Origin of the sequence: Micromonospora sp. A3M-1-15 (genome assembly GCF_024213425.1) — a bacterium.
Classification (GTDB): domain Bacteria; phylum Actinomycetota; class Actinomycetes; order Mycobacteriales; family Micromonosporaceae; genus Micromonospora; species Micromonospora chersina.
In genome coordinates, this window is record NZ_JANAVK010000001.1 from 1,802,624 (window position 1) to 1,827,684 (window position 25,061).

The window sequence follows — 25,061 nt, forward strand, 5'->3', positions numbered from 1 at the left end:
CCGGAACGCTTCAGCCTGAAGCGACCGGGGTCACCCCCCGGGCCAGCTCGATGATCCGCTCGTACGCCTCCACCCCGGTGGTGTACGCGCCGAGCCGGACGGTCTTGTGCGTGCCGTGGAAGTCCGATGATCCGGTGACCAGCAGGCCCAGATCGGCGGCGAGCGCGCGGACGTGCTCCCGCTCGGCCGGGCTGTGGTCCTCGTGGTCGGCCTCCAGGCCGGCCAGGCCGGCCGCCGCGAGCTCCACGATCAGCTCGTCGGGCACGATCCGGCCGCGGCGGCTGGCCCGGGGATGGGCGAAGACCGGCACCCCGCCGGCCGCCCGGACCAGCGCCACCGCCCGGAACACGTCGATGTCCTCCTTGGGCAGCCGGTACCGCTCCCCCAGCCAGCGCGGACCGAACGCCTCGGTGGTGGTGGCGACCAGCCCGGCCCGGATCAGCGCCTGGGCGATGTGCGGCCGGCCGACGGTGCCGCCGGCCGCGCCGGCCAGGATCTCGGACCAGCTCACCCGGATCCCGTCGGCCTGGAGGAGCCGCACGATGCGCTCGCCGCGCTCCTCCCGGGCGCGCCGGACCCGGGCCAGCTCGGCGGCCAGCTCCGGCTCGGTCGGGTCGAAGAGGTACGCGAGCAGGTGCAGCGGGATCGCCGGCTCGACGCCGAACCAGCGGCAGGAGAGTTCGGCGCCCCGGACCAGGGTGAGCCCGGGCGGCAGGGCCCCGACCGCCGGCTCCCAGCCGGACGTGGTGTCGTGGTCGGTGAGCGCCACGACGTCGAGACCGGCGTCGGCGGCGGCCCGGACCAGCTCGGCGGGGCCGAGGGTCCCGTCGCTGGCGGTGGAGTGGGTGTGCAGGTCGATCCGGGCGCTCACCCCGCCGACGCTACCGCCCCGCCCGGTCAGGAGCGGGTGTCGCCCACCACCACGGGCCGCTCGCCCGGGGCCACCCCGTCGAGCACCGAGGCGGTGGGACGCTCGCCGGCCAGCACCCGCTCGGGCCGGACCCGGACCAGGCCGCCGGTGGCGTCGACGTGCAGGGCCGCGCCGCTGCGGGTCCAGGCCACCGCCCCGGCGACCGCCGGGCCGGCGGGGTGGTTCGCGGCGGCGGCGCCGAGGCCGGCCAGGTCGACCAGCAGGGCGCTCCGACCGGCGGTGTTGAGCAGCAGCCACCGCCCGTCGGCGGAGACTCCGCCGAGGCCGTCGGTGGCCAGCGCCGGGCCGCAGCCGGTGCGGACCGGCGTGAGGCCGCGGGCCGGGTCGAGCAGGCCCACGCAGGGCTGCCGGGGCGTGCCGGCGGAGACCAGGCCGACCACCCGGCCGTCGGGCAGCGCGCCGTAGACGGCGAGCACGTCCGGGTTCGCCGCGCCCGGCAACCTGCCCTCCGCCCGCCGCCAGACGCTGACCCCGCCCCGCTCGGGCTGCCGGACCAGGATGGCGCCGCCGGCGAAGCCGACAGGCGTCGCGCCCGTCGGGGCCGCCGCCCGGCTCCCGGCCAGGAGCTGGCCGCCGACCACGGCGGCGGCCTGCAGGTAGGGACCGTCGCGCCAGGCGACCTGCCGCCCGTCGGGGGAGACCACCACGGCGTCCGCCCCGGCGAGCAGCACCTGCGGCGCGCTGCCGTTGGGCGGCACCCACCAGAGGGTACGGCCGGCCGGGGTGACCGCCGAGGTGACCAGCCAGCCGCCGTAGTCGGGGACCCGCTGCGCCCGGTCGACGCCGCTCACGCCGGTCAGTTCCCGGCGCTCGCCCCCGCTGGTGTCCAGCCACGCGCCGACGATCAGGTCCAGCTCGGCCCGGACCGGGCCCTTCCCGGGCACCGGGCTGGAGGCGGTGGGCAGCGGGGAGGCCGAGAAGCCGCGCGGGTCACCGAGCACGACGGTCGGCGTGCCGCCCTGTCCGGCGGGGCCGCCGAGCTGGGCCATGCCGGTGGTGACCAGCACGGTCGCCACCCCGGCCAGGGCGAGCCCGGTCAGGGTGCGACGCCGGCCGGTGCGCCGGGCCCGCCGGAGCACGGCGCCGGCCGGGTCGGCGGCGAGCGGCCGGGGCGTGGCGACGCGGCCGGCCAGCGTCTGCCGCAGCGCCCGCTCCAGCTCGTCCTCGGTCACGGGGAATGGACGCTCCGGGCCGCCCGTCCGGTTGTCGAAGGAGCTCGGCGTGCGCGTCATCGGGACTCCACCGGCACGGACGCGACGGATCGTGGCGGGGTCGCGTCGGCGGGGACCGCGGCCGGCCGGACCACCGGCGGCGCCGGGGCGGGCGGCGGCGCGGCGGCGGCCTGCCGGAGCACCCGCGGCGGCGTACGCGGCGCGGGCTGGGCGGCCTTCTCCTCCGGCTCGACCGGCAGGCCGAGGGCGGCCTCGGAGCCGAGCCGGCGGCGCAGCGTGTTCAGCGCCCGGGAGGTCTGGCTCTTCACGGTGCCCGGGGAGATCTCCAGCAGCGCGGCGGTCTGCGCCTCGGACATGTCCTCGTAGAAGCGGAGCACCAGCACGGCCCGCTGCCGGGCCGGGAGCGCCTGGAGGTGCCGCCACAGGGCGTCCCGGTCGAGCTGCTGCTCGATCTCGTCGACGCCGGCCCGCTCGGGCAGCACCTCGGTCGGGCGTTCCCCGTGCCACCGCCGGCGCCACCAGCTGGTCGAGGTGTTGACCAGGACCCGGCGGGCGTAGGGCTCGAGGGCGTCGATCCCGCCGAGCCGCTTCCAGGCCAGGTAGGTCTTGGTCAGCGCGGTCTGGAGCAGGTCCTCGGCCGTGGCCCAGTCACCGGCCAGCAGGTAGGCGGTGCGCAGCAGGGCGCCGGAGCGGGCCGCGACGAACTCGCGGAACTCCTCCTCCAGCGGGTCCCTGTTCGCCACGCTCACCTCCGCACCCGGTCCTGCCTGGCAGGTTCCCACGCCCGACGGGGCCGGGTCGACGGCAAATGGTGCGCAGTTCATCCGATGTTCGGACGAAAACTTTCAGGCGCCGTCGTCGGCCTTCGCCTCGTCGGCCTCCTTGCCCAACCGCGCCTCGACAGCCTGCGGCTCGTACATCTCTTCGACGACGCGCAGGTAGAGCTCGTTCGGGTTGGGGAGATTCTTGATCTCGCGGAGCGCCTGCTCCTGGCCGGCCGACTCCAGCACGAAGGTGCCGTAGTTGAGCGCGCGGCCGGTCGGGGTCTGCTCGTACTTCATGTCGGTGACCCGGACCAGCGGCATCATGGCCACCCGGCGGGTGATGATCCCGTTGACGACCATGACCCGCTTGTTGGTGAGGATGAAGCGGTCGTACCACCAGTCGGCGACCCGCCAGGCGACCCAGCCCATCACGGCGAACCAGAGCAGCACCGCGACGGTGGTCAGCGCCCCGACGTCGCGCCCGGCCAGGAAGCCGGAGAGGTAGCCGAGCACGAAGGTCGCCGCGATGCCGACGACGATCGGAGTGGAGAGGTGGATCCAGTGCCGCTTCCACTCACCCCGGTAACGCTCGGTGGGGAAGAGGTAACGCGCGACCAGCGAGCTGGGCTCGTCCTCCAGCGGCAGCACCCGGCGGGGAGCCATGCCGGAGGCGTCGGCCCGCAGGCCGGCCAACTCGTCCTCGGAGATCTGCGGATCCTGGTAGCCGGCCTCGGGGTCGCGGATCCAGGCGCGGCCGGACCGCCCCTCCCCGGCGAACCCCGGCCCGTCACCGAAGGCGGCCTCGTCCGAAAGAGAGGGACCACTGCCGTAGCCGGACCCCGAGCCGAAGCCGGGGCCGTCGTCGGGGTCGATCCGCGGGATCGGCTCGGTGTCGCGCTCCCGGCGCTCCCGGTCGGGATCGTCGGGGTCGAAGGGTGGACCGGAGGGGCTTCCCATCGGCGGCTAGGCGACCAGGTTGGTGAAGAAGTCGCCGAAGCCCTGCGCGATGTCCATGATGCCGCCACCGAGAGACTTGAACACGTCGGCGGCGGAGTTCGGCCGGTAGGCGATGAAGAAGATCAAGAATGCGAGGCCGGCCCAGGTGAGGACCTTCTTGACCATAGCGGGCCATCCTCTCGCGCGGAGCCGGGTCCGTTTACCGCAGCGGCACCCAGAGTATCAGCATGGTGTCGTAGAGTGAATATCTGCGTCTGTCCCTCCGACTTGCCCGTGCCGGCCGGTCAGGCCCGCCCGTGCAGGTACGGAGATGGTGCGCCGTACACGAGTTCGGGCGGTGTCCACTCGGTGAGGTCGTGCAGCACGACTTCTTCCGCGAGGAGGTGACCCGCACTCGCCGGCCAGGCTATCGCATGGAGCCACATTCCCCGAGCCTCGCCGGCGTACGCGCTTCGATCCGTCGGCGAATTCACAAGCCACAGTGGAGTGGGATGGCCTCCCACCCGGATCTTGGCGTGCGGCACCCGCTCGGGATGACCAGGGCCGGGATCGCAGAGCGCCTCCGCCACCTCGGGCCCCGGATCGGGGCCGGGCAGGCCGGCGAGGCGGGAGCCGAGCCCGACACCCGGCTCCTCGGCGACGAAGAGCAGGTCGGCCGGTCCACCGTCGAGTGGGGCCGGACCGGCGCAGGCCACCGCGGTGGCGCGCACCCCGGAACGGTCGTCCCCCACCCAGGCCACCCCGGTCAGCGTCCAGCCGGTGGGCAGCGGCCACGGGCACCAGAGCGGCACCCCGGGCTGCCCGGCCGGATCGGCGTCGGCGGCCACCCGCTCCACCACGCTCGCCATGATCTCCGCGCCGATGTGCTCCGGCACGTGCAGGGGCGGCACCGGCCCGCAGCGCAGGCACCGGTACTCACCGTGCATCAGGTCCGGCTCCCGGACCGGGCCCGCGCACCTGGGACAACTCACCGCGACACTCACGTCTTCACGGTCACCCGGGACCGGCGGGGCGTCAAGCCGAGCGGGCGGACGGGCCCCGGGATTTCCGTCCGTCGGCGGAACCGACATGGGAATTCCCGCGAAGCGGGGGCCGGCCGGTGCGTGCGCGCTCAGTCCGGCGGCGGGCCGGCGTACTGCCGGATCCAGGCGTGCATGGCGATCCCGCTGGCCACGCCCGCGTTGATCGAGCGGGTGGAGCCGTACTGGGCGATCGAGAAGAGCTGGTCGCAGGCGCCCCGCGCGACCTCGGAGAGCCCCGGCCCCTCCTGGCCGAAGAGCAGCACGCAGCGCCGCGGCAGGGCGCCGGTCTCCAGCGGCTTCGAGCCGGGCAGGTTGTCGATGCCCACCACCGGCAGCCGCTCCCCGGCCGCCCAGGCCACGAACTCCTCGATCGTCGGGTGGTGCCGGACGTGCTGGTAACGGTCGGTCACCATGGCGCCCCGCCGGTTCCACCGCCGCCGCCCCACGATGTGCACCTCGGCGGCGAGGAAGGCGTTGGCGTTGCGCACGACCGTGCCGATGTTGAAGTCGTGCTGCCAGTTCTCGACCGCCACGTGGAAGTCGTGCCGGCGCCGGTCCAGGTCGGCCACCACGGCCTCGCGCCGCCAGTAGCGGTAGCGGTCCACGACGTTGCGCCGGTCGCCCTGGGCGAGCAGCTCCGGGTCGTAGCGCGGGTCGTCCGGCGGGTCGCCGGGCCAGGGCCCCACACCCACGTCGAGCTGGTCGTCGGTCACGGTCTGAAGAGGGTACGGCCCGCCGCGCCGCCGGTCCGGCCGGCCCGGCTCAGCGGAGGTCCAGGGCGCCGGCGAGCCGGTCCAGGAAGCGCCGGTCGGCGGGGCTCGGCGCGGTACCGCCGGCCCGGCACACCCGGGCCGCCACCGATTCCACCCACTGCCGGTACGCCGCCGAGTCGGCGGGGTCGGCGCGGCGCCGGAGCACGCGCACCGCGGCCCGGGCGGCGGCGAGCAGGTCGACCAGGTCGGTGAGGCGCTCGTCCCGCTCGGCGGCGCCGTCGTGGCGGGCGTAGATCGCGGCGACCACGGCCCGGATCAGGTCGCTGTCGAAGGCCCGGCCGGCCGCCACCGCGTCCAGCCCGGCGAGCCCGGCGGCGACGCCGCGCGGCGGGCGGCCCGGACCTGGTGAGGCGGCGGCGACGAGGACCCGGCCCGGCAGGTCGGTCAACAGGTCCCACTCCGCCGCGGAGTAGACGGCGGTGGTCAGCGGTGCGGCACGGCGGCCGGCAGAGGGCGGCTCTCCGGCGACGGAGTGGCTCATGGGGACCTCCGGCGTCAGCATATGCCCCGGAACGGGAAAAGGGCCCCTTCCCCGCGGATCGGAAAAGAGGCCCTTCTGGGCATACGTGAAGGTCAGCGCGGCTCGGGGAAGCTGGGCCGCTCGGGGTCGACGCCCTCGGGCAGCGCGGCGGCCGCGTACTCCTTCTTGGGGACCATGACCTTGCGGCGGAACACGCAGACCAGCGTGCCGTCCTGGTTGTAGCCCCGGGTCTCCACCGCGACCACGCCGCGGTCCGGCTTCGAGGAGGACTCCCGCTTGTCCAGCACCGTGGTCTCGCCGTAGATGGTGTCGCCGTGGAAGGTCGGGGCGACGTGCCGCAGCGACTCGATCTCCAGGTTGGCGATCGCCTTGCCGCTGACGTCCGGCACCGACATGCCGAGCAGCAGCGAGTAGATGTAGTTGCCGACCACCACGTTGCGCTTGAACTGGCTCGCCGACTCGGCGTAGTGGGCGTCCATGTGCAGCGGGTGGTGGTTCATGGTGAGCAGGCAGAAGAGGTGGTCGTCGTACTCGGTGACCGTCTTGCCGGGCCAGTGCCGGTAGACGGCGCCGACCTCGAACTCCTCGTAGTAGCGGCCGAACTGCATCCTTGTCCCCTTCGACGGGCGGCGATGGAGTTCGGCACAGCATGCCTTACCGCTTGTTAAGGCGGTGGGCGGGGCGTGGCGGGTGCGGAAAAGTCACACCCGGACCGACCCGGGTGGAGACGCAATGAGCGGCGGGGCCCTCCCCGGCACCCGCCGCCCACGCTCTGATGTGAGAGATTCTGCCGTACGGCGGTACTGTATCGACAGAGACGGACGTCACATTTATCTTTTCGTAACACTACTCATAGTGACGCACGCTCACTCCACAAGCGATCTCCGGTGGCCGGATCGCTGCTTGTCAAGCGTCAAGTTACCGATTCGTAGCTCGTACGCAGCGTGATCTTCCTGGAAGCGCTCCCATCACGTCCCGTCACGCAAATGCGTCGTGCACTTGCGTTCCGCAGGGGCGGCGAAACAGACTGCGTTCGATGCGTCGCAGCGTCACCGTCGTGCTGCGCAGCGTTTCGTCGCGCACGTCACGGGAATGCGGAGGCTTGCACCCTGGTTCCACGGGACGTAGGCAATACGCGCTGATCGGAGAGTGCAATGGCAACGGTTGAGCTGACCACGGCCAACTTCGACGAGGTGACCGAACGCGACGGCATCGTCCTGCTCGACTTCTGGGCGGACTGGTGCGGCCCGTGCAAGCGCTTCGCCCCCGTCTACGAGCGCTCGTCCGACAAGCACCCGGACATCGTGTTCGGCAAGGTCGACACCGAGGCGCAGCAGGAGTTGGGCGCCAAGTTCAACATCAGCTCGATCCCCACGGTGATGGCGATCCGCGACGGCGTGATCGTCTACGCCCAGCCGGGCGCCCTGCCGGAGTCGGCGCTGGAGAACCTGATCGAGCAGGTCCAGCAGCTCGACATGGACGACGTCCGCAAGAAGCTGGCCGAGCACGGCCACAAGCACTGAGCCGACCGGCTCCGGCACACCGGCCGGGTCCCCACCGCGGGGACCCGGCCGGTGTCGTTCGCGCCTGCCCGGAAGGCCCGGAAAGAGCGACACGGGCAGCCAGGAATGGACGACGGACCGACGCCGTCCGGACATGTTTCTCCCGTATCGTCACGAGCCGATGGAGACCTTGACCACCCGCGGGCGTGCCGTCCGACTGGGCGCCACGCTGCTCGGGCTGGCGCTGCTCCTGCTCGGCACGGTGCGCGGCACCGACGACGACTTCCCGTTCGGGCCGTTCCGGATGTACTCCACCTCCGACCCGCCGGACGCGCCCGCCCCCGACACGCGGGTCGAGGGCGTCGACCGGACCGGGGCGGTGGTGCCGCTCGGCCAGGACGCCACCGGCATCCGGCGCGCGGAGATCGAGGGCCAGCAGGACCGGTACGCCGCGGACCCGAGCCTGCTGCGCCGGGTCGCCGAGGCGTACGCCGAGCGCCACCCCGCCGCCCCCGACCTGGTCGAGGTCCGCATCGTGGTCCGTTGGTACGACATCCAGGGCGGCCGCCCGACCGGCCGCTGGACCGATCGCACCGCCGTACGGTGGGAGACCGCCCCGTGACCGGCTGGCTGACCGAGGCGGTCCCGCGCGGCCGGGTGGCCGCCTTCCGCACCCTGGTCTACCTCTTCGTCGCCGCCGACCTGGTGGTGTTCACCCCCTGGGTCCGGACCCGGGTCGACGTGCCCGGCGACCTCTACCAGCCGTTGCTGATCGGCCGGCTGCTCCCGCTGCCCACCCCCACGTCGGCCCTGGTCGGCGTGATCTTCTGGGTGCTGCTGGCGGCCGCCCTGCTCGCCGCCACCGGCCGGGCGCCCCGGCTGCTCGGCTGGACGGTCTTCGCCCTCTACTTCGAGTGGATGATCGTCGCGATGAGCTACGGCAAGGTCGACCACGACCGGTTCGGGCTGCTCGTCGCGCTGGCCGTCCTGCCCACGGCCGGGCGGGCCCGGCACGGCGACGCGACCCGCACCGAGGCGGGCGGCTGGGCCCTGCGGGTCACCCAGATCGCGGTGATCTGCACCTATTTCCTGGCCGCCTGGGCCAAGTTCCGCTTCGGCGGCCTGGACTGGGCCACCGGCTCGGTCCTGGCCCGGGCGATCATCCGGCGCGGCACCGACCTGGCCGACGTGATCGCCCAGGTGCCGCACCTGCTGATCGTCGCCCAGTTCGGCATCCTGGCCTTCGAACTGCTCAGCCCGGTGGTGTTCCTGCTGCCGGAGCGGTGGCGGCTGGCCATGGTCGGCTTCTTCTACTCGTTCCACCTGGTGACCATCGCGACGATCACCATCTCGTTCGCCCCGCACCTGGCGGCCACGACCAGCTTCCTCCCCCTGGAGAAGGTCCGCCCGGTGTTCTGGCTCCGGCGCCTGCTCAGCCGCCGCCGTGAACCCGCGGGCGGCGAGCCCACCCCGGTCGCCGGCCCCGAGCCGGCCGTCGACCCCGCCTGAGCCCCGGCCGCCGGCTCACGCGTCCAGCGACGGGAGTGCGGTCAGGAGGTTGGGCCGGGGCGGCCGGTGGGGCCGTAGAGACGCTCCCGGGCCTCCTGCGGCAGGGAGCACGCGGCCGTGCCGCCGGGCATCCGGTGCCGGTTCCGGGCCACCCACCGGTACGCCGGCCAGGCCGCGGCGCGCACCGGCGGGAGGCGCAGCCCGGCGCCGGCGACCCGCCAGGCCGGCCCGCTGCCGCCGAGCAGCTTGGCGATGGCGTCGGGACCGGCGGCGCGGGAGCCGTCGGCGCCCACCCACTGCACCGCCTCCTCGCACTCGGCCTCCGTCAGGCCCAGCGCCGCCAGGTCGGCGAACTGCCAGGGCACCACGCGGGCGCCGGTGGGGATCCGGCGCTCGATGAACTGCGCACAGCGGGTGCAGAACGCGCAGTCGCCGTCGTAGACGAAGGTCGACGTCTCCATGTCACCATCCTGCACCCCGCCCACCCCGTTCCGGTGGGCGGTGTCCGGCGGGTCACTTGCGCTTCGTTCGTACGCATGTTCGAATGAAGCACATGCGCTGGGACAACCTCTCCGCTCCCCCGGACGAGGGGACTCCCGACGGGGCAGCGCCAGCGACTCCACCCCTGCCGCTGGCGCTCCCCGGCGCGATCGCCCGCACCTTCGACACCCCCGGCTTCGCCGGCATGACCTTCTACGAGGTACGGGCCAAGTCGATCATCAACCGGGTGCCCGGCCAGTCCCGCGTCCCGTTCGAGTGGACGGTCAACCCCTACCGGGGCTGCTCCCATGCCTGCGTCTACTGCGTCTCCGGCGACACACCGATCCTCATGGCCGACGGACGTACTCGGCCAATCTGCGAACTCAAGCAGGGAGACCGGATCTACGGCACCGAGCGGCGAGGTGCCTACCGGCGGTACGTGGTGACCGAAGTTCTCGCCAAGTGGACGACGGTGAAGCCGGCTTACCGGATCACGCTCGAGGATGGCACCACCCTGGTCGCCAGCGGCGACCACCGCTTCCTGTCCGACCGGGGGTGGAAGTACGTCACCGGTGCGATGGGCGGCACGGCGCAGCGTCCCTACCTGACCACCAACAACCGCCTGATCGGCACCGGGCGCTTCGCGATCCCGCCCAAGGAGTCGGCCGACTACCGCCGGGGCTACCTCTGCGGCATGGTGCGTGGCGACGGGACGATTGGCGTCTACTCCCTTCGCAACAGTTGGTCACATCAGTTCCGGCTCGCACTGATTGATTGTGAGGCACTCGATCGAGCTGAGCGGTTCCTGGCGGAAGCAGGCATCGAGACGAGGCGCTCACCGTTCGGAAAGCCCCTTCCCAACCGGCAGCCCATGGAGGCCATCCGCGCGTCAGGAGAGGCGAATATCAATGCCATCAGGGAGCTGATCAGCTGGCCAGACACGCCGACGAACGACTGGCGGCTCGGTTTCCTCGCCGGCATCTTCGACGCCGAGGGCAGTTGCAGTCGGGGCATTCTGCGGATCAGCAACTGTGCAGACGACATCCTCGACCGGACCGCCGACGCCTTGGACCACTTCGGCTTCCATTGGGCTGTTGAGGATCGCGGCCGCCCCAATCGGCTGCGGCAGATCCGGCTGGCCGGCGGCTTGCCCGAGCGGCTGCGCTTCTTCCACTTGACAGATCCCGCCATTGCGCGCAAGCGAAACATCGAGGGCACCGCGCTCAAGTGCCAAGCCGCGCTGCGCGTGATCACGATCGAGGATCTCGGGCTGGAGCTGCCGCTGTGGGACATCACCACCGGCACCGGCGACTTTATCGCCAACGGCGTGGTCAGCCACAACTGCTTCGCCCGCAACACGCACACCTACCTCGACCTCGACGCCGGCGCGGACTTCGACCGGAAGGTGATCGTCAAGGTCAACGCCGGTGAGCTGGTACGCCGGGAGCTGGCCGCCCCGAAGTGGCGCGGCGCGCACATCGCCATGGGCACCAACGTGGACTGCTACCAGCGGGCCGAGGGGCGCTACCGGCTGATGCCCCAGATCATCGAGGCGCTGCGCGACTTCGCCAACCCGTTCTCGATCCTCACCAAGGGCACGCTCCTGCTGCGCGACCTGCCACTGCTGCGGCAGGCCGCCGAGGTGACCCGGGTCGGGCTGTCCTACTCGGTGGGTTTCGTGGACGAGGCGCTCTGGCGGGCCGTCGAGCCGGGCACCCCGAGCCCGCGCCGCCGCCTCGACGCCGTCCGCCAGCTCACCGACGCGGGCTTCTCCGTCGGGGTGCTCATGGCGCCGATCCTCCCGGGGCTCAGCGACGACGACGAGTCCATCGACGCCACGGTGGCCGCGATCGCCGCCTCCGGCGCCACCAACGTCACCCCACTGCCGCTGCACCTGCGCCCCGGCGCCCGCGAGTGGTACGCGCGCTGGCTGGCCCGGGAGTTCCCGCACCTGGTCCCCCGCTACCGGCAGCTCTACCAGGCCGGTGCGTACGCGCCGCAGGCGTACCAGCGGGAGGTGACCGCACGGGTGCGGATGGCCGCCCGCCGGCACGGGCTGCACCGGGGCGAGGCCGGCGACAACCGTCAACTGCCCGAGGCGCCGCCCGCCCCGGCGGCCGAGCAACTCTCCCTGCTGTGAGGACGAGCCGGGCCGGTTTGCGGGGCGCCGACGAGGGCTAGGCTCGGGGAATGCGTTCCGCCCAGCAGATCCTCGCCGACTCCGCCGTCATCGCCGTCGTGGGCGCGTCCCGCGACCCGGGCAAGGCCGCGCACCGCGTACCGCTGGAGATGCAGCGGCACGGCTGGCGGATCATCCCGGTGAACCCGACCGTGGACGAGCTGTTCGGCGAGAAGGCGTACCCGACGCTGGCCGACATCCCGCACCCCGTCGATCTGGTCGACGTGTTCCGCCCGGCCGCGGACGCCGTCGAGGTGGTCCGGCAGGCGGTGGCGATCGGCGCGCCGGCGGTCTGGTTGCAGCTCGGGATCTTCTCGGCGGAGGCGCGGCGGATCGCCGAGGAGGCGGGCATCGACTACGTCGAGGACCGCTGCCTCATCATCGAACGCGCCGCCGGCGGCCTGACCCGCCGGGGCTGAGCTCGACTCACGGCCGGGTGACCACCACGACGTGCGGGCGCTCAGCTCGTGTGGTCCACCGGGCCGAAGAGCAGGTCGAGTTGGGTGTCGAGGGCGGCCAGCGCGGTCTCCGGCGGGTAGTGACCGCCGAGCAGGTAGATGCCGAGCCCCTCCATCACCGCCAGCAACCCGACCGCGGCCCGCTCCGGGTCCACCGTCGTGGGGGCTCCGGCCCGGATCAGGCCGGCGATGAAGCCCAGCAGGGCGGCCGTCTCGTCGTGCAGCGCGGCGGCGACGGCCGGACGTACGGCGGTGTAGGCCAGGAACGCCAGCGCCACCCTGCCGTCCGCTCGGCGCTCCTCGTCCAGCGGCAGCAGCGCGGCCAGCATGGTCCGCAGCAGTTCGCGCGGTGCCGGTGCCTCCCCGAGCGCCGCGATCGCCCGGGTCACCCGGGCCTCGTTGCGGTCGCGGACCACGGCGAGCGCGAAGGTCATCATCTCGTCGCGGGTGCGGAAGTAGTGCTGCACCATTCCGGAGCTGACGCCGGCCGCGGCGGCCACGTGCCGGAGGCTGACCGCCTCCAGTCCCTGCTCGGCCGCGACCCGCATGAGCGCGTCCGCGATCAGCGCGCGGCGCTCGCGGTGGTCGACCCGCTTCGGCATCCACCCATGCTTTCACAATGCGACTGCATTGACACGTCACCCCGCCAGCGTTTACGTTGCAACTGCAATGCAAAAACGGAAGGTGGGCCGGGGATGGCAGACGTCGACGTGGTCAGGCTGGCTCGCCGCGCGGTCGCGTACGAGTGGGGCATGTGGCGCAGCCTGGCCCGGTGGGTCCTGCGGCGGCCGTACCCGCTGGCGCCCGGCGCGGAGACGTTCGCCTACGTCGGCGTGGTGCAGCCGATCCTCGGGGTGTTCATCGCGCTGTCGACAATCGAGATCCCGGTCCTCGACCTGATCCTCCGGCACACCGTCGGCTGGCCCACGGTCCGGCATGCCGCCATCGGCCTCGGCGTCTGGGGCGTGCTGTGGATGGTCGGGCTGCTCGCCAGCCTGCGGATCCACCCGCACGTCGTCGACGACACCGGCCTGCGGATCCGCAACGGCGTCTCGCTGGACGTCATGATCCCGTGGACCGCGATAGCCCGGGTCGAGGCCCGCTACCGGTCGCTGCCGTCCAGCCGGGCCGTGCAGTACGACCCGGACGACCCGACGGTGCTGAACCTCGGCGCGGGCAGCCAGACCGCGGTGGACGTGCTGCTGCGGGAGCCGCTGACGGTAGGCCTACCAAAGGGCCCGAGCACCTCGGTACGGGAGATCCGCATCTACGCCGACAACCCAAAGGCCCTGGTAACCAAAGCCCGCCAGCACCTCCCGGCGCCCGACCCCACCCAGCCCCGTTGATCAAGAAGTTTGCGTCAGCGGCACGGCCGGATCCGACGCGAACTTCTTGATCAACCCCGGGGTCGGGCGTGGCTAGAGCTTGTACTCCTTCAGCAGGCCGCGGCTGATGATGGTCTTCTGGATCTCCGAGGTGCCCTCGCCGATGAGCAGGAACGGCGCCTCGCGCATCAGCCGCTCGATCTCGTATTCCTTCGAGTAGCCGTAGCCGCCGTGGATGCGGAACGCCTCCTGGACGACCTCGGCGCAGTACTCCGAGGCCAGCAGCTTGGCCATCCCGGCCTCGACATCGTTGCGCTGGCCGGCGTCCTTGAGCCGGGCCGCGTTCACCATGAGGGCGTGCGCGGCCTCGATCTTCGTACCCATCTCGGCGAGCTTGAACGCGACGGCCTGGTGCTTGGCGAGCGGCTGGCCGAAGGTGCGGCGCTGCTGGGCGTACGCGACGGCCAGCTCGAAGGCGCGGATGGAGATGCCGCAGGCGCGGGCGGCCACGTTGACCCGGCCGACCTCGATGCCGTCCATCATCTGGTAGAAGCCGCGGCCGACCTTGTCCTCGCCGCCGAGCACGGCGGAGGCGGGGACGGTGACGCCGTCGAGCACCATCTCGGTGGTCTCGACGCCCTTGTAGCCCATCTTGTCGATCTTGCCGGGGATGGTCAGGCCGGGGGCGGTCTCGCCGAAGCCGGGCTCCTTCTCCAGCAGGAAGGTGCTCATGTTGCCGTAGACCGAGTCGGCCCCGGTGTCCGTCTTGACCAGGGTGGCGACCACCGAGGAGTACGCGCCGTTGGTCAGCCACATCTTCTGGCCGTTGAGCACGTAGTTGTCGCCGTCGCGGACCGCCTTCGACTTGATCGCCGAGACGTCCGAGCCGCACTCGGGCTCCGACATCGAGAAGGCGCCGCGCACCTCGCCGGTGGCCATCCGGGGCAGCAGCCGGGCCTTCTGGTCGGCCGAGCCGTGCTGGGAGATCAGGTACGCCACGATGAAGTGGGTGTTGACGATGCCGGAGATCGACATCCAGCCCCGGGACAGCTCCTCCACCACGAGGGCGTAGGTCAGCAGGGACTCGCCGAGACCGCCGTACTCCTCGTCGATGGTGAGGCCGAACAGCCCCATCTCACGCATCCCGTCGAGGATGTCGGTGGGGTACTCGTCGGCGTGCTCCAGCCGCTGCGCGTGCGGGATGATCTCCTTGTCGGCGAACTCCCGGACCGTTTCCAGGATCGACCGCTGCACATCGGTCAGGCCGGGCGTCTGGGCGAGTCGGGCCATCTCAGCCTCCGGGGGATCGGCGCACTACTCGTGGGTAACTGAACGCTGGGTCAGTATCGGCCCCGCGACCGGCGGAGCCAAGGTGACCAGTCCACACAACCGCTGTGAAAAGGTTCACCGCTGCGGGTAGCGTCCGCAAGAGAGAGGGCCGTCGACCTGCGAGGCGAGGGGGCGAGGAGGGCGTGAGCCAACCACCCGGTGAGCCGGACCAGCCGCCGTCGCCGTACGAGCCGCCCACCTACGGCCAGCCGTACGGGGAGCCCCAGCAGCCGTACGGACAGCAGCAGCCGCACTGGGGGCACCAGCCACCCGGTGGTGCCCAGCCGCCCTACGCCCCGCAGCCCCCGTACGGCCAGTACGGGCCGCCCGGGCCCGGACAGCAGCCGCGCGGCGGCGGGCCGAACGTGCTCGCCATCCTGTCGCTGGTCCTCGCCTTCGTGTTCGCCCCGGCCGGCATCGTCTGCGGCCACCTGGCCAAGCGGCAGATCCGGCAGACCGGCGAGGAGGGCGACCAGCTCGCCACCTGGGGGCTGATCCTCAGCTACGTCTTCACCGCGATCGGCCTGCTGGTCTGCTGCGGCTGGATCGGCCTGGCCTTCTGGGCCAACTCGGACAACGGCCGCGGCTACTGACCCTCAGCGGAAGTCCGCCTCGCGGACGCTGTTGCCGCCGTCGACCACCAGCATCTGCCCGGTGATGTAGGAGGCGGCCGGCGAGCAGAGGAAGGCGATGGCAGCGGCCACCTCGTCCGGCGTGCCGGGGCGGCCCACCGGAGTGCCGAGACCCTGCTTGATCTCGACCATCGTGGACGCCGCCGTGTGGATGATCCCCGGCGCCACCGCGTTCACGGTCACCCCGTCCGCGATCATCTCCATGGCCAGGGCCCGGGTCAGTCCGACCACGCCGGCCTTCGCGGCGGCGTACGCGGCCTCGGTGGGCAGCGCGTTGACCGGCCCGGCGGTGGCCGCCAGGTTGACGATGCGCCCCCAGCCCCGCTCGGCCATCCCGCCGATGAACGCGCGGCTGCACAGGAACGCGGTGGTCAGGTTGCGGTCGATCTCGCCGCGCCACTCGTCGTAGGTCAGCTGGGCCACCGGCCGGAGCACCTCCGGGCTGGCCCGACTGGCCAGGCCGGCGTTGTTGACCAGCACCTCGACGTCGCCGAGCTGCTCGGCCACCGCGTCGGCGAGCGCGCCCACCTCGGACTCGTCGGTGAGGTCGGCGACGAAGCCGGTGACACCCAGCTCGCCGGCCCGGTCGTGGATCCGCCGCGTGGTGGAGACGATCGCCACCCGGGCGCCCAGGTCGGCCAGGCGGCGCGCGGTCGCGTACCCGATGCCGTCCGGACTGCCCGCGCCGGTGACCAGCGCGACCCGGCCGTCCAGGCGCATGGTGGCCGGCTCTTCGAGCGGTGCCGGCTGGTCCTGGTCGGCGGAGCCGGTCGGGCCGCCGCCGCGCGGCCGGCGCACCAGCCCCGGCCGGCTGACGTCCCGTCGCGACCGACCGCCGCGCGCGTCAAGTGCCATGCCGCGATCCTGCCCGTTGTGGACGTCCCGGGCAACGCGGCACCCGGAAAGGGGGTCCTGCGACTTGCGCGCCGATGGCTACCCTGACCGCACCACGTCCATGGAGATGATCTGATGACCTATCCCCCACCGTCCGGTGGTTGGCACGACCCGTCGGCGGCGGCCGGACCGCAGTCGAGCCCGCCGGCCGACCCGACGCTGCCGATGGCGGGCAATCCCATCCCGACCCAGCCGACCTCGGCGGACCCGTACGCGCCCGCCGACCCGTACGCCGGCATGAAGTCCGGCGACCCGTACGCCGCCCCCGGCTACCCGCCGGCCGGCACCCCGTACGCCGCGCCCGGCTACCCGGCGCCCGGCTACCCGACGCCCGGCGACCCGTACGCGGCGGCCGGCTACCCGGCGCCGGCGTACCCCGGCTACGCGCCCCCGTCGAGCAAGACGAACACCCTGGCCATCGTGGCGCTGGTGCTCTCGCTGATCGGCTTCACCTCCTGCATCACCGCCCCGATCGGCGCCATCATGGGCCACGTCGCCCGAAAGCAGATCCGGGAGACCGGCGAGCAGGGCGAGGGCATGGCGAAGGCGGCCATCATCGTGGGCTGGATCCTCACCGCCCTGCTGGTGCTGCTGATCATCTTCTACGTCGTGATGATCGTGATCGCCGTCAACTCGGACAGCTCCAGCGGCTACTGACGCGGACGGGCCGCCCCGGTCGGCCGGGGCGGCCCGTCGCGGTCAGCGGCTCGCGGTCACTCCGAGGGCGGGGTGAACGAGGAGGTACGGCTCATCCCGGCGGCCCGGCCCTTGGCCGCGATCACCAGCGCCATCTTGCGGGACGCCTCGTCGATCATCTCGTCGCCGAGCATCACGGCGCCGAGCTTGCCGCCCGCCTCCGAGGTGTAGAAGTCGTACGCGTCGAGGATCAGCTCGGCGTGGTCGTAGTCGTCCTGGGCCGGGGAGTAGACCTCGTTGGCCGCGTCGATCTGGCCCGGGTGCAGCACCCACTTGCCGTCGAAGCCGAGCGCCGCGGAGCGCTTGGCCACCTCGCGGAACGCGTCCACGTCCCGGATCTGGAGGAACGGGCCGTCGATGGCCTGCTTGTCGTGCATCCGGGCGGCCATCAGGATCCGCATGAGGATGTAGTGGTAGGGGTCGCCCGGGTAGTCCGGGATCAGCGCGCCGACCACCAGCGACTTCATGTTGATCGAGGCCATGAAGTCGGCCGGGCCGAAGATGATCGTCTCGACCCGGGGCGAGGCGGCCGCGATGGCGTCGACGTTGACCAGGCCGGCCGCGTTCTCGATCTGCGCCTCGATGCCGATCCGGCCTACCTCCAGGCCGAGGGTCTTCTCGATCTGGGTGAGCAGCAGGTCCAACCAGTGCACCTGCTCGGCGTTCTGCACCTTCGGCAGCATGATGCAGTCCAGGTTGGCCCCGGCGCCCTCGACCACCTCGATGACGTCCCGGTAGGTCCACGGCGTGGTCAGGTCGTTCACCCGGACCACCCGGGTCTTGCCGGCCCAGTCGCCCTCGTTCAGCGCGGCGACGATGTTCTTCCGGGCGTCCGGCTTGGCCAGCGGCGCGACCGCGTCCTCCAGGTCGAGGAAGACCTGGTCGGCGGGGAGGCCCTGGGCCTTGCCGAGCATCTTGACGCTGGAACCGGGTACCGCGAGGCAGGACCGGCGGGGGCGACCGACTGCGGCCATGGATGCGCTCCTTCCAGCGTCCGGCGGGCACGCCGACGCCACCAGGTGAAAGACGAGAAACTTAACGATCCCAAAGGGCGTTGTGACGCCACGGTAACCTCGTGCCGTGACCGGGGTGAATGGACCTGTGGAAGATCTCACTGAGCGGCGGACCGTGGTGGTGACCGGCGCCAGCTCGGGCATCGGACTGGCCGCCGCGGTCGACCTGGCGGGCCGCGGCGACCGGGTGGTACTGGTCGGCCGGGATCCGGCCCGGCTGCGCGCCGCCGGGGAACGGGTCCGCGAGTGCTGCGGCGAGCAACCCGAGCTGTTCCGCGCCGACTTCGCCGTGCTGGACGACGTACGCGGGCTCGCCGAGCGGCTGCGCGCCGCGTACGACCGGATCGACGTGCTGGCCAACAACGCCGGGGCGATCGTGCTCCAGCCCGTCACCACGGTCGACGGCTTCGAGCTGAGCATGCAGGCCAACCACCTCGCGCCGTTCCTGCTCAGCAACCTGCTGCGGGACCGGATCGGCCGGATGGTGGTGACCGCCTCGGGCGCCCACCGCAGCGGGGCGCTCGACCCGGACGACCTCAACGCCGCGCTGCGCCGCTACCGGCCGATGCGCGCGTACGGCACCAGCAAGCAGGCGAACATCCTGTTCACCGCCGAGGCGGCCCGGCGCTGGCCCGAGGTGCCGGCGTACTCGTTCCACCCCGGCGTGGTGCGGACCCGGTTCGGCAACGACAGCCGGCTCGTCGCCCTCGGCATGCGGCTGCTGCCGTTCCGCAGCCCGGAGCGGGGGGCGGAGACCCTGGTCTGGCTGGCCAACCAGGACCCGGCCCGGCTGGTCGACGGCGGCTACTACGCCGACCGGCGACTCCGCCGGCCGCTGCCCAAGGCGGCCGACCCGGTCCTCGCCGCCCGGCTCTGGACCGCCAGCGCCAAGGCCGTCGGGCTCGACGCCTGAGTCCTCGCGGGGGGCCGTCCGCTGCCATACTCCGCCGCATGACCGAGCACGAGGGAGCGACCCTGCACGTCGGGGGCGCGGACGACGAGCTGGCCGCCCGGATCGACCGGGAACTGACCGCCTTCAACAACGCCGCCACGGGCGCCACCGACGAGGCCGACCTGACGGTGCGCGTCGTCGACCCGGGCGGCGAGCTGGTGGCCGGGCTGACCGGGTGGACCTGGGGCGGCCGGGCCGGCATCAACACCGTGTGGGTGCGGGCGGACCGCCGCCGCGAGGGCTGGGGCGGCCGGCTGCTGGACGCCGCCGAGGAGGAGGCCCGGGGACGTGGCTGCACCGAGATCTCGGTGGCCTCGTTCTCCTTCCAGGCGCCGGACTTCTACCGCCGGCACGGCTACACCGACACCGGCATCCGGGACGGCATCCCGGGCGGCCACGTCGACCACCAGTTCTGGAAGCCGCTCGTCGACGACCCGGCCGGGGTGCTCCGGGTCGTCGCCCTTGTCGACCTGAGCGCCGACCCGGAGGCCGGCCGGCGGTACGAGGACGACGTGCTGGCCCTGCTCGGGCGGCACGGCGGCCGGCTGGAGCGGCGGCTGCGTACCGGGGACGGACGGACCGAGGTGCACGTGATCCGGTTCGCCGCGCGGGCCGGCTACGACGCGTTCCTGGTCGACCCGGAGCGGGTGGCGCTGCGCGCCGCGCTCGGCGACGCCGCCCCCACCACCCAGGTCCTCGACGTCCACGACGTCTGACCCGACTTCCTTCCCTCCCTCACTTCACCACGGCCGGCCGGCGGGAACAAGACTTGATCTTGCGGTTGACCACGCGCATGGTCGAGGCATGGACTTCGATCCCCTCGCCACCGCGCGCCGGGCCCTCTGGATCGGTGGCGCCCAGTGGGCCGGCAAGACGACCCTCGCCGTCACGCTCGCGCTGCGCCACGGGCTGACCGCGTACCTCTACGACCGGCACGACGCCCGGGGGCACGAGGACCGGCGGGTGGCCGACCGGGTCCGCCGCGGCGATCCGCCCGCCGGCCCCGGCCCGGACGCGGTCTGGGTGGACCTCGCCCCGGAGCGGATGGCGGCCGAGACGCTGGCCGCCTTTCCGCGCCGGTTCGCCTGGGTGCTGGACGACCTCAGCGCGCTGGTCAGCGGCCGCCGGGTGGTCGCCGAGGGCTGGGGGCTGCGGCCGGAACTGGTCGCGCCCGTCGTCGAGTCGACCGGGCAGATGGTGGTGCTGGTGCCGACGCCGGAGTTCCGCGCGTACCAACTGGAGCGGCTGCCCCGGGCGACAGCGCGCCACCCCGGGGTCCGCGACCCGGAGCGGGCCTGGCGCAACCGGATCGACCGCGACGAGCTGGTCGCGGCCGACGCCGTGGCCCGGGCCCGGGACCTGGGGATCCGGGTGGTCGAGGTGGACGGGAGCCGGGACGCGGAGACGGTCGCCGCGCTGGTGGCCGACCACTTCGCGGCGTACCTGTGACCGTCACTCGGCCAGGTGGACCGGGACGGTGGTGACCACCACGCCGGGCAGCGCCCGTAGGGCCACGCGGAGCCGCTGCTCGACGCGGCTGTGCAGCGGGCGGTGCCAGCGGCGGCGGAGCACCACCTCCGGCACGATCACCGTCAGGGTCAGCTCCGGTCGCGTGGTGCGCAGCGCCTCCAGGTAGTGCGCCAGCGGCCCGATCACCGCCCGGTACGGCGACACGATCGTCTCCAGCCGCAGGTGGTCGCCCCAGGCCTGCCACTGCTCACGGAACCGGTCCGCCTCGGCCTCCTCGGGAGCGATGTGCACGGCCAGCGTGGGCTGGCCCAGCGACGCCGCGTACGCCAGGGCCCGCAGCGACGCCCGGTTGAGCCGGGCCACCGGCACGACAACCAGGTGGCGTACCTCCTGGGGCAGCTCCTCGCCCTCGGCGGACCCGGCGGGGCCGGACGGCGCGGGCGCGGGCGGGTGCAGCGCGAGGGCGTGGTGCAGCGCGGCGTAGTGCCGGCGGATCCGCCGGAAGAGCAGCACCAGCAGGGGCACCGCGACCACCACCACCCAGGCGCCCTCGCTGAACTTGGCCACGGCGGCGGTGAGCAGCACCAGCCCGGAGAGGGTGGCGCCGACGGCGTTGAGCGCCAGGCGCCGGTGCCAGCCCGGCCCGCGGCGGCGCCGCCAGTGCACCACCATGCCGGTCTGCGACAGGGTGAAGGCGAGGAAGACGCCGACGGCGTACAGCGGGATCAACGACGCGGTGTTGCCGCGGAAGGCCACGAAGATGAGCCCCGCGGCGAGCGACAGCGCGACCAGGCCGTTGCTGAACGCCAGCCGGTCGCCCATGTGCAGGAACCGGCGGGGGGCGTGGCCGTCCCGGGCCATGAAGAAGAGCAGCCGGGGAAAGTCGTTGAACGCGGTGTTCGCCGCCAGCAGCAGGATGAGCGCGGTGGTGGCCTGGAGGAGCGCGTACCAGGGGCCGGTCGGGAAGGTCTCCCGGCCCAGCTGGGAGAGCAGCGTCTCGCCCGGCCGCGGGACCAGGCCGTCCAGGTGGATCAGACCCACCAGGCCGGCGAAGAGCGCGACCAGCATGGCGACCATCCAGCCCAGCGTGGTGCGGGCGTTGCGCCACTCGGTGGGCCGGAAGGCGGGGACCGCGTTCGACACCGCCTCGATGCCGGTCATCGACACCGCGCCGGAGGAGAACGCGCGCAGCACCAGCAGCAGGCCCAGTCCCTCGGCGGCCGGCACCGGCGGCGGCGACACCGGCGCGAAGCCCCGGCCCGCCGCCCGCGCGTAGCCGACCACCAGCAGCGCGAGGACCGCGAGCACGAAGGCGTACGTGGGGAGCACGAAGAGGTTCCCGGCGGTGCGCACCCCGCGCAGGTTGCCGGCGAGCAGCACGGCGATCACCAGCACCCCGAGCGGCACGGTGAGCGGGGCCAGCCCGGGCAGCGCCGAGGTGACCGCGTGCACCCCGGCCGCCACCGACACCGACACGGTCAGCACGTAGTCGAGCATCAGCCCGGCCGCCGCCGCCAGTCCCGGGGTACGGCCCAGGTTGTCGCCGGCCACGATGTACGAGCCGGCCCCGTGCGGGTACGCCGGGATGGTCTGCCGGTAGGACAGCCCGACCGCGACCATCAGCAGCACCAGCAGGGCGGCCAGCGGCAGGGAGAGCCCGAGCGCGGCGCCGCCGGCCAGCACCAGCACGCTCAGCATGGCCTCCGGGCCGTAGGCCACGGAGCTGAGCAGGTCGGAGGAGAGCACGGGCAGGGCGACCAGCTTGCGCATCCGCTCGTAGAGCACCGAGGCGCTGGAGAGCGGCGGGCCGAACAGCGTCCGGCGGGCCCGGGTGAGGAGCCGCCCGGCCCGCGAGCCGGGCAGGTGGGCCGGCTCGGTGGCGACCAGCTCGTCCGGCTCCTCGACGGTGAACATCTCGATCGGCACGAGCCGGCCGAAGCGGGTCGGTCGCGGGGGCCCCCCGCTACGCCCGAGGGTCGGGTCGACGGGCAGCTCGTCCGGGTCGCGCGGCTCCCGCCAGCGCTCGCCGATCCGGCCCAGGGCCGCCCGTTCCTCGGGGCCGAGCGGCGGCAACTCGGCCGACGGGGTGACGATCGTCCCCCGCTCGGCCGCGTCATCGCGTTCCCCTGCCGCCCCCACCCTCCGCACTTTCACGGAATCGAGTCGGGTCGGGGGCACTTTCCGCGAAAGCGGGTCAGTCGGCCAGCGGGGCGGGGTCGGCGGGCACCGCGACCGGTTCGGTGCGGCGGCCGGCCCGGGCCCCGCCGAGGATGACGACGGCGACGCCGGCCAGCAGCAGACCCAGCCCGGGCAGGGCCAGCGTGCGGGGCAGCTGGCCCAGCCAGACCCAGCCGATCAGCGCCGCGCCGGGCGCCTCCAGCAGGATCAGCACGCTGACCGTGGTGGCCGAGACCCGGTGCAGGGCGTAGTTGAACATCGAGTGGCCGAGCAGTTGGGCGCCGGCCACCAGGCCGAGGATCGCCAGCCAGGTGGCGCCGTCGTAGCCGTGCAGGCGTACCCCGCCGGCCAGGCAGACCACCAGCAGGATCGCGGCGCAGACGCCGTAGCAGATGGTGGTGTAGGTCGTGGTGCTGATGCTGGCCCGGGCGCGCTCGCCGAAGGCGGTGTAGACCGCCGCGAACATGCCGCCGGCGACCGCCAGCAGGTCGCCCGTGAAGGCCCGGCCGGAGACGCTGAAGTCGGCGCCGGTGGCCAGCGCCGCACCGAGCACCGCGACCGCGATGCCGGCCCACACCGCCGCGGGCAGCCGCCGCCCCTGCCAGCGGGCGATGAGCCCCTGCCAGACCGGCTGGGTGGCGCCCAGCGCGGTGGCCGCGGCCACCGAGGTGAGCTGCGCGCTCGGCATCCAGGTGGCGAAGTGAGCGGCCAGCGCCACCCCGGAGAGTACGCAGAACAGCCCCTCCCGCCGGCCCGCGCCGACGGTCAGCGCCCGGAACTCGGCCCGCCGCCGGGTCAGCGAGACCGGCCCGAGCACGGCCAGCGAGAGCACGTTGCGCCAGAAGGCGATGGCCAGGGCCGGCGCGGCGGCGAACGCGACAAGCGGCGCCGAGGACGAGACGGCGGTGACGGCCAGCGCGAGCGCGCCGACGGTCAGCGCGTCGAGCGGCGGGCGGTGCGGAGGGTGGGACACGGAGAGCAATACTCACACGCCATCCGACACCACGGAACGTCAGCACTCCGTTACGATCATGCGCGTCCCGGCGATCCCCCCTCGACGTCCGGAGGCAGTTCCCCCATGCCCAGGTACCAGGCGGTGCTGTTCGACTTCTTCGGCACGCTGACCCGCTGCGTCCAGCGCGGGTCCGCCCACCGGACCATCGCCGATCTGCTCGGCTGCTCCACCGAGACCCTGATCGACGTGCTGGACCGCAGCTACTACCAGCGCGCCAGCGGGCGGTTCGGCAACGCCGAGGCGACCCTGCGCTGGGTCTGCGGCCAGGCCGGCGTGCACCCCTCCGACGAGGCGGTACGCGCCGCCGTCGCCTCCCGCCACCGGGCGGTACGCGCCGACACCCGGCTGCGCGCCGAGGCGGTTCCGGTGCTGGCCGCGCTGCGCGGGCAGGGCGTCCGCACCGGCCTGATCAGCGACTGCACGCACGAGCTGCCGGCGTTCCTGCCTCAGCTTGCGGTCGCGCCGCTGCTCGACGTGCGGGTCTTCTCGGTGCAGGTCGGGCGGTGCAAGCCCGATTCGGCGCTCTACCTGGCCGCCTGCCAACTGCTCGACCTCACGCCGGCCGACTGCCTCTACGTGGGCGACGGCGGCAGCCAGGAACTCACCGGCGCGGAACGGGCCGGCATGACGGCGGTGCGGCTGGCCGCACCGGACCTGACCGGCCACATGGTGTTCAACGCCGACCACGGCTGGGACGGCCCGGCGCTGACCTCGCTCACCGAGGTGCTCGACCTGCTCAACCCGGTCGGCGTCGGCTGACCGGCCGCCAGGCCCGGGCGCGAAGGCTCAGCGGCGGCGGACCTTGTGCAGCCGGAACGGCTTGCGGGTGGCCCGGACCACCGTCGCCTCCCGGGGTTGCTCGGCCAGCGACCCGGCCGGCAGGTCCGCGCCGGTCAGGGCGGTGCCCGCCGGGCTGAGCCGGCTCAGGGCACAGCCCTCGGACGCCCAGCGGGCCACCAGGTCGGCGGAGGGGCCGGAGGCGTTCAGCCGCTTCGCGGCGACAAGCGGCGCGGCGGTCTCCCACTCCTCGGTGCCCGGCCGCAGCCGGGTGACCCGGGCCGGCCAGGTGACGATCCGGCCGCCGTGGTCGCCGCGCAGGGTCACGTCGGCCTCGGCGGCGTCGGCCAGCCCGGGGGCGGACTGCTCGCCCGGGCCGGTCACCACCAGCAGCGCGCCGTCGAGCGGCAGGCACCACAACGCGTACGCCGGCCCGCCGGCCACCGACACCCAGGCGACCGCGGCCTTCTTCACGGCCTCGTCCACCAGGGGCGGGGTCGCCCGCTCGTCCACCTCGTCGCTCACTCCGGCATCCTCCTGCATCCTGGCCCA

General features: G+C 73.3%; 29 protein-coding genes. 12 read left to right on the plus strand and 17 right to left on the minus strand.

Translation table 11 applies throughout. The features are described from left to right. Positions 1-10: 10 nt before the first annotated feature. The 9 genes from NLX85_RS08365 to NLX85_RS08405 form a co-directional block, all read right to left on the minus strand. Positions 11-871 carry a PHP domain-containing protein gene (locus NLX85_RS08365; RefSeq protein WP_254333026.1) on the minus strand — a complete coding sequence of 287 codons (861 nt, stop codon included), beginning with the start codon at positions 869-871 and terminating at the stop codon, positions 11-13. A gap of 26 nt (positions 872-897) precedes the next feature. Next, positions 898-2,163 (minus strand): hypothetical protein, encoded by a 1,266-nt coding sequence (locus NLX85_RS08370; protein ID WP_254333032.1) that lies wholly within the window; start codon positions 2,161-2,163, stop codon positions 898-900. Continuing rightward, entirely contained in the window at positions 2,160-2,846 is a 687-nt protein-coding gene (locus tag NLX85_RS08375; RefSeq protein WP_254333034.1) for a SigE family RNA polymerase sigma factor, read from the minus strand. Before NLX85_RS08375 ends, NLX85_RS08370 begins: the two co-directional genes overlap by 4 nt. A 102-nt stretch (positions 2,847-2,948) precedes the next feature. Further along, positions 2,949-3,824: a PH domain-containing protein gene (locus NLX85_RS08380; RefSeq protein ID WP_254333036.1), complete on the minus strand. Its 876-nt coding sequence runs from the start codon at positions 3,822-3,824 to the stop codon at positions 2,949-2,951. 6 nt (positions 3,825-3,830) lie between these two features. After that, positions 3,831-3,989 (minus strand): hypothetical protein, encoded by a 159-nt coding sequence (locus tag NLX85_RS08385; RefSeq protein ID WP_167544553.1) that lies wholly within the window; start codon positions 3,987-3,989, stop codon positions 3,831-3,833. Positions 3,990-4,108: 119 nt separating this feature from the next. Beyond that, positions 4,109-4,807: a DUF6758 family protein gene (locus tag NLX85_RS08390; protein ID WP_308210687.1), complete on the minus strand. Its 699-nt coding sequence runs from the start codon at positions 4,805-4,807 to the stop codon at positions 4,109-4,111. Positions 4,808-4,935: 128 nt separating this feature from the next. Further along, entirely contained in the window at positions 4,936-5,559 is a 624-nt protein-coding gene (locus NLX85_RS08395) for an RNA methyltransferase (RefSeq protein ID WP_254333040.1), read from the minus strand. A gap of 49 nt (positions 5,560-5,608) precedes the next feature. Further along, the gene (locus tag NLX85_RS08400) at positions 5,609-6,100 is read right to left on the minus strand and encodes a hypothetical protein (RefSeq protein ID WP_254333042.1); all 492 of its coding nucleotides are present in this window, start codon (positions 6,098-6,100) and stop codon (positions 5,609-5,611) included. A 92-nt stretch (positions 6,101-6,192) separates the two neighbouring features. Continuing rightward, complete coding sequence (locus NLX85_RS08405) at positions 6,193-6,708, minus strand: MaoC family dehydratase (RefSeq protein ID WP_091314480.1); 516 nt, start codon at positions 6,706-6,708, stop codon at positions 6,193-6,195. A 546-nt stretch (positions 6,709-7,254) separates the two neighbouring features. On the opposite strand from NLX85_RS08405, the gene trxA reads away from it, so the two are divergent. The 3 genes from trxA (at position 7,255) to NLX85_RS08420 (ending at position 9,111) form a co-directional block, all read left to right on the plus strand. After that, positions 7,255-7,623, plus strand: a complete 369-nt coding sequence (gene trxA, locus NLX85_RS08410) for a thioredoxin (protein ID WP_091314483.1) — start codon at positions 7,255-7,257, stop codon at positions 7,621-7,623. Positions 7,624-7,783: 160 nt separating this feature from the next. Then, positions 7,784-8,224, plus strand: a complete 441-nt coding sequence (locus NLX85_RS08415; protein WP_254333044.1) for a hypothetical protein — start codon at positions 7,784-7,786, stop codon at positions 8,222-8,224. Beyond that, a complete protein-coding gene (locus NLX85_RS08420) occupies positions 8,221-9,111 on the plus strand; it encodes an HTTM domain-containing protein (protein WP_254333046.1) in 891 nt (296 codons plus the stop codon). The genes NLX85_RS08415 and NLX85_RS08420 overlap by 4 nt, the downstream gene beginning before the upstream one ends. Before the next feature lie 41 nt (positions 9,112-9,152). Here NLX85_RS08420 and NLX85_RS08425 read toward each other — a convergent pair whose 3' ends face one another. Then, positions 9,153-9,572, minus strand: coding sequence for a thiol-disulfide oxidoreductase DCC family protein (locus NLX85_RS08425; RefSeq protein ID WP_254333047.1), 420 nt, complete (start codon positions 9,570-9,572; stop codon positions 9,153-9,155). Positions 9,573-9,664: 92 nt separating this feature from the next. Between NLX85_RS08425 and NLX85_RS08430 the strand changes: the two genes are divergently transcribed. Together NLX85_RS08430 and NLX85_RS08435 are read left to right on the plus strand one after the other, a co-directional pair. Next, entirely contained in the window at positions 9,665-11,731 is a 2,067-nt protein-coding gene (locus tag NLX85_RS08430) for an intein-containing Rv2578c family radical SAM protein (protein ID WP_254333718.1), read from the plus strand. A gap of 50 nt (positions 11,732-11,781) precedes the next feature. After that, complete coding sequence (locus NLX85_RS08435; RefSeq protein ID WP_148426536.1) at positions 11,782-12,189, plus strand: CoA-binding protein; 408 nt, start codon at positions 11,782-11,784, stop codon at positions 12,187-12,189. Positions 12,190-12,230: 41 nt separating this feature from the next. Here NLX85_RS08435 and NLX85_RS08440 read toward each other — a convergent pair whose 3' ends face one another. Then, positions 12,231-12,830: a TetR/AcrR family transcriptional regulator gene (locus tag NLX85_RS08440; protein ID WP_254333049.1), complete on the minus strand. Its 600-nt coding sequence runs from the start codon at positions 12,828-12,830 to the stop codon at positions 12,231-12,233. Between the two features lie 93 nt (positions 12,831-12,923). Here NLX85_RS08440 and NLX85_RS08445 point away from each other — a divergent pair, with 93 nt between their 5' ends. Beyond that, complete coding sequence (locus NLX85_RS08445; RefSeq protein ID WP_254333051.1) at positions 12,924-13,574, plus strand: hypothetical protein; 651 nt, start codon at positions 12,924-12,926, stop codon at positions 13,572-13,574. Between the two features lie 72 nt (positions 13,575-13,646). On the opposite strand, the gene NLX85_RS08450 is transcribed toward NLX85_RS08445, so the two are convergent. Continuing rightward, entirely contained in the window at positions 13,647-14,843 is a 1,197-nt protein-coding gene (locus NLX85_RS08450) for an acyl-CoA dehydrogenase family protein (protein WP_148426540.1), read from the minus strand. A 182-nt stretch (positions 14,844-15,025) separates the two neighbouring features. On the opposite strand from NLX85_RS08450, the gene NLX85_RS08455 reads away from it, so the two are divergent. After that, the gene (locus tag NLX85_RS08455; protein WP_254333052.1) at positions 15,026-15,475 is read left to right on the plus strand and encodes a DUF4190 domain-containing protein; all 450 of its coding nucleotides are present in this window, start codon (positions 15,026-15,028) and stop codon (positions 15,473-15,475) included. A gap of 3 nt (positions 15,476-15,478) precedes the next feature. Here NLX85_RS08455 and NLX85_RS08460 read toward each other — a convergent pair whose 3' ends face one another. Further along, positions 15,479-16,369: an SDR family NAD(P)-dependent oxidoreductase gene (locus NLX85_RS08460; protein WP_254333054.1), complete on the minus strand. Its 891-nt coding sequence runs from the start codon at positions 16,367-16,369 to the stop codon at positions 15,479-15,481. A 114-nt stretch (positions 16,370-16,483) separates the two neighbouring features. Between NLX85_RS08460 and NLX85_RS08465 the strand changes: the two genes are divergently transcribed. Then, the gene (locus NLX85_RS08465) at positions 16,484-17,065 is read left to right on the plus strand and encodes a DUF4190 domain-containing protein (protein ID WP_254333056.1); all 582 of its coding nucleotides are present in this window, start codon (positions 16,484-16,486) and stop codon (positions 17,063-17,065) included. A gap of 56 nt (positions 17,066-17,121) precedes the next feature. Here the strand turns inward: NLX85_RS08465 and NLX85_RS08470 are convergent, their stop codons facing one another. Beyond that, a complete protein-coding gene (locus tag NLX85_RS08470; protein ID WP_148426544.1) occupies positions 17,122-18,078 on the minus strand; it encodes a CoA ester lyase in 957 nt (318 codons plus the stop codon). 127 nt (positions 18,079-18,205) lie between these two features. On the opposite strand from NLX85_RS08470, the gene NLX85_RS08475 reads away from it, so the two are divergent. From NLX85_RS08475 to NLX85_RS08485, 3 genes are all read left to right on the plus strand, one after another. Further along, positions 18,206-19,030 carry an SDR family NAD(P)-dependent oxidoreductase gene (locus NLX85_RS08475; protein ID WP_254333057.1) on the plus strand — a complete coding sequence of 275 codons (825 nt, stop codon included), beginning with the start codon at positions 18,206-18,208 and terminating at the stop codon, positions 19,028-19,030. A gap of 38 nt (positions 19,031-19,068) precedes the next feature. After that, the gene (locus NLX85_RS08480) at positions 19,069-19,785 is read left to right on the plus strand and encodes an N-acetyltransferase (RefSeq protein ID WP_254333061.1); all 717 of its coding nucleotides are present in this window, start codon (positions 19,069-19,071) and stop codon (positions 19,783-19,785) included. An 88-nt stretch (positions 19,786-19,873) separates the two neighbouring features. Continuing rightward, a complete protein-coding gene (locus NLX85_RS08485; protein WP_254333063.1) occupies positions 19,874-20,518 on the plus strand; it encodes a hypothetical protein in 645 nt (214 codons plus the stop codon). A 3-nt stretch (positions 20,519-20,521) separates the two neighbouring features. Here the strand turns inward: NLX85_RS08485 and NLX85_RS08490 are convergent, their stop codons facing one another. Together NLX85_RS08490 and NLX85_RS08495 are read right to left on the minus strand one after the other, a co-directional pair. Continuing rightward, positions 20,522-22,678, minus strand: coding sequence for an APC family permease (locus NLX85_RS08490; RefSeq protein ID WP_254333064.1), 2,157 nt, complete (start codon positions 22,676-22,678; stop codon positions 20,522-20,524). Between the two features lie 55 nt (positions 22,679-22,733). Next, positions 22,734-23,699: a DMT family transporter gene (locus NLX85_RS08495; RefSeq protein WP_256566155.1), complete on the minus strand. Its 966-nt coding sequence runs from the start codon at positions 23,697-23,699 to the stop codon at positions 22,734-22,736. A 96-nt stretch (positions 23,700-23,795) separates the two neighbouring features. Here NLX85_RS08495 and NLX85_RS08500 point away from each other — a divergent pair, with 96 nt between their 5' ends. Next, on the plus strand, positions 23,796-24,491 hold the full coding sequence (locus tag NLX85_RS08500; RefSeq protein WP_254333074.1) for an HAD family hydrolase: 696 nt from the start codon (positions 23,796-23,798) through the stop codon (positions 24,489-24,491). A gap of 27 nt (positions 24,492-24,518) precedes the next feature. Here the strand turns inward: NLX85_RS08500 and NLX85_RS08505 are convergent, their stop codons facing one another. Continuing rightward, complete coding sequence (locus tag NLX85_RS08505; RefSeq protein ID WP_254333077.1) at positions 24,519-25,052, minus strand: hypothetical protein; 534 nt, start codon at positions 25,050-25,052, stop codon at positions 24,519-24,521. Positions 25,053-25,061 lie beyond the last annotated feature (9 nt).

Coding starts and splice junctions, on each gene's coding strand:
- NLX85_RS08505 (WP_254333077.1), bottom strand. CDS start 25,052: ATGCAGGAGGATGCCGGAGTGAGCGACGAGGTGGACGAGCGGGCGACC.
- NLX85_RS08380 (WP_254333036.1), bottom strand. CDS start 3,824: ATGGGAAGCCCCTCCGGTCCACCCTTCGACCCCGACGATCCCGACCGG.
- NLX85_RS08405 (WP_091314480.1), bottom strand. CDS start 6,708: ATGCAGTTCGGCCGCTACTACGAGGAGTTCGAGGTCGGCGCCGTCTAC.
- NLX85_RS08485 (WP_254333063.1), top strand. CDS start 19,874: ATGGACTTCGATCCCCTCGCCACCGCGCGCCGGGCCCTCTGGATCGGT.
- NLX85_RS08425 (WP_254333047.1), bottom strand. CDS start 9,572: ATGGAGACGTCGACCTTCGTCTACGACGGCGACTGCGCGTTCTGCACC.
- NLX85_RS08460 (WP_254333054.1), bottom strand. CDS start 16,369: ATGGCACTTGACGCGCGCGGCGGTCGGTCGCGACGGGACGTCAGCCGG.
- NLX85_RS08435 (WP_148426536.1), top strand. CDS start 11,782: ATGCGTTCCGCCCAGCAGATCCTCGCCGACTCCGCCGTCATCGCCGTC.
- NLX85_RS08385 (WP_167544553.1), bottom strand. CDS start 3,989: ATGGTCAAGAAGGTCCTCACCTGGGCCGGCCTCGCATTCTTGATCTTC.
- NLX85_RS08440 (WP_254333049.1), bottom strand. CDS start 12,830: ATGCCGAAGCGGGTCGACCACCGCGAGCGCCGCGCGCTGATCGCGGAC.
- NLX85_RS08500 (WP_254333074.1), top strand. CDS start 23,796: ATGCCCAGGTACCAGGCGGTGCTGTTCGACTTCTTCGGCACGCTGACC.
- NLX85_RS08470 (WP_148426544.1), bottom strand. CDS start 18,078: ATGGCCGCAGTCGGTCGCCCCCGCCGGTCCTGCCTCGCGGTACCCGGT.
- NLX85_RS08370 (WP_254333032.1), bottom strand. CDS start 2,163: ATGACGCGCACGCCGAGCTCCTTCGACAACCGGACGGGCGGCCCGGAG.
- trxA (WP_091314483.1), top strand. CDS start 7,255: ATGGCAACGGTTGAGCTGACCACGGCCAACTTCGACGAGGTGACCGAA.
- NLX85_RS08430 (WP_254333718.1), top strand. CDS start 9,665: ATGCGCTGGGACAACCTCTCCGCTCCCCCGGACGAGGGGACTCCCGAC.
- NLX85_RS08450 (WP_148426540.1), bottom strand. CDS start 14,843: ATGGCCCGACTCGCCCAGACGCCCGGCCTGACCGATGTGCAGCGGTCG.
- NLX85_RS08400 (WP_254333042.1), bottom strand. CDS start 6,100: ATGAGCCACTCCGTCGCCGGAGAGCCGCCCTCTGCCGGCCGCCGTGCC.
- NLX85_RS08445 (WP_254333051.1), top strand. CDS start 12,924: ATGGCAGACGTCGACGTGGTCAGGCTGGCTCGCCGCGCGGTCGCGTAC.
- NLX85_RS08465 (WP_254333056.1), top strand. CDS start 16,484: ATGACCTATCCCCCACCGTCCGGTGGTTGGCACGACCCGTCGGCGGCG.
- NLX85_RS08415 (WP_254333044.1), top strand. CDS start 7,784: ATGGAGACCTTGACCACCCGCGGGCGTGCCGTCCGACTGGGCGCCACG.
- NLX85_RS08480 (WP_254333061.1), top strand. CDS start 19,069: ATGACCGAGCACGAGGGAGCGACCCTGCACGTCGGGGGCGCGGACGAC.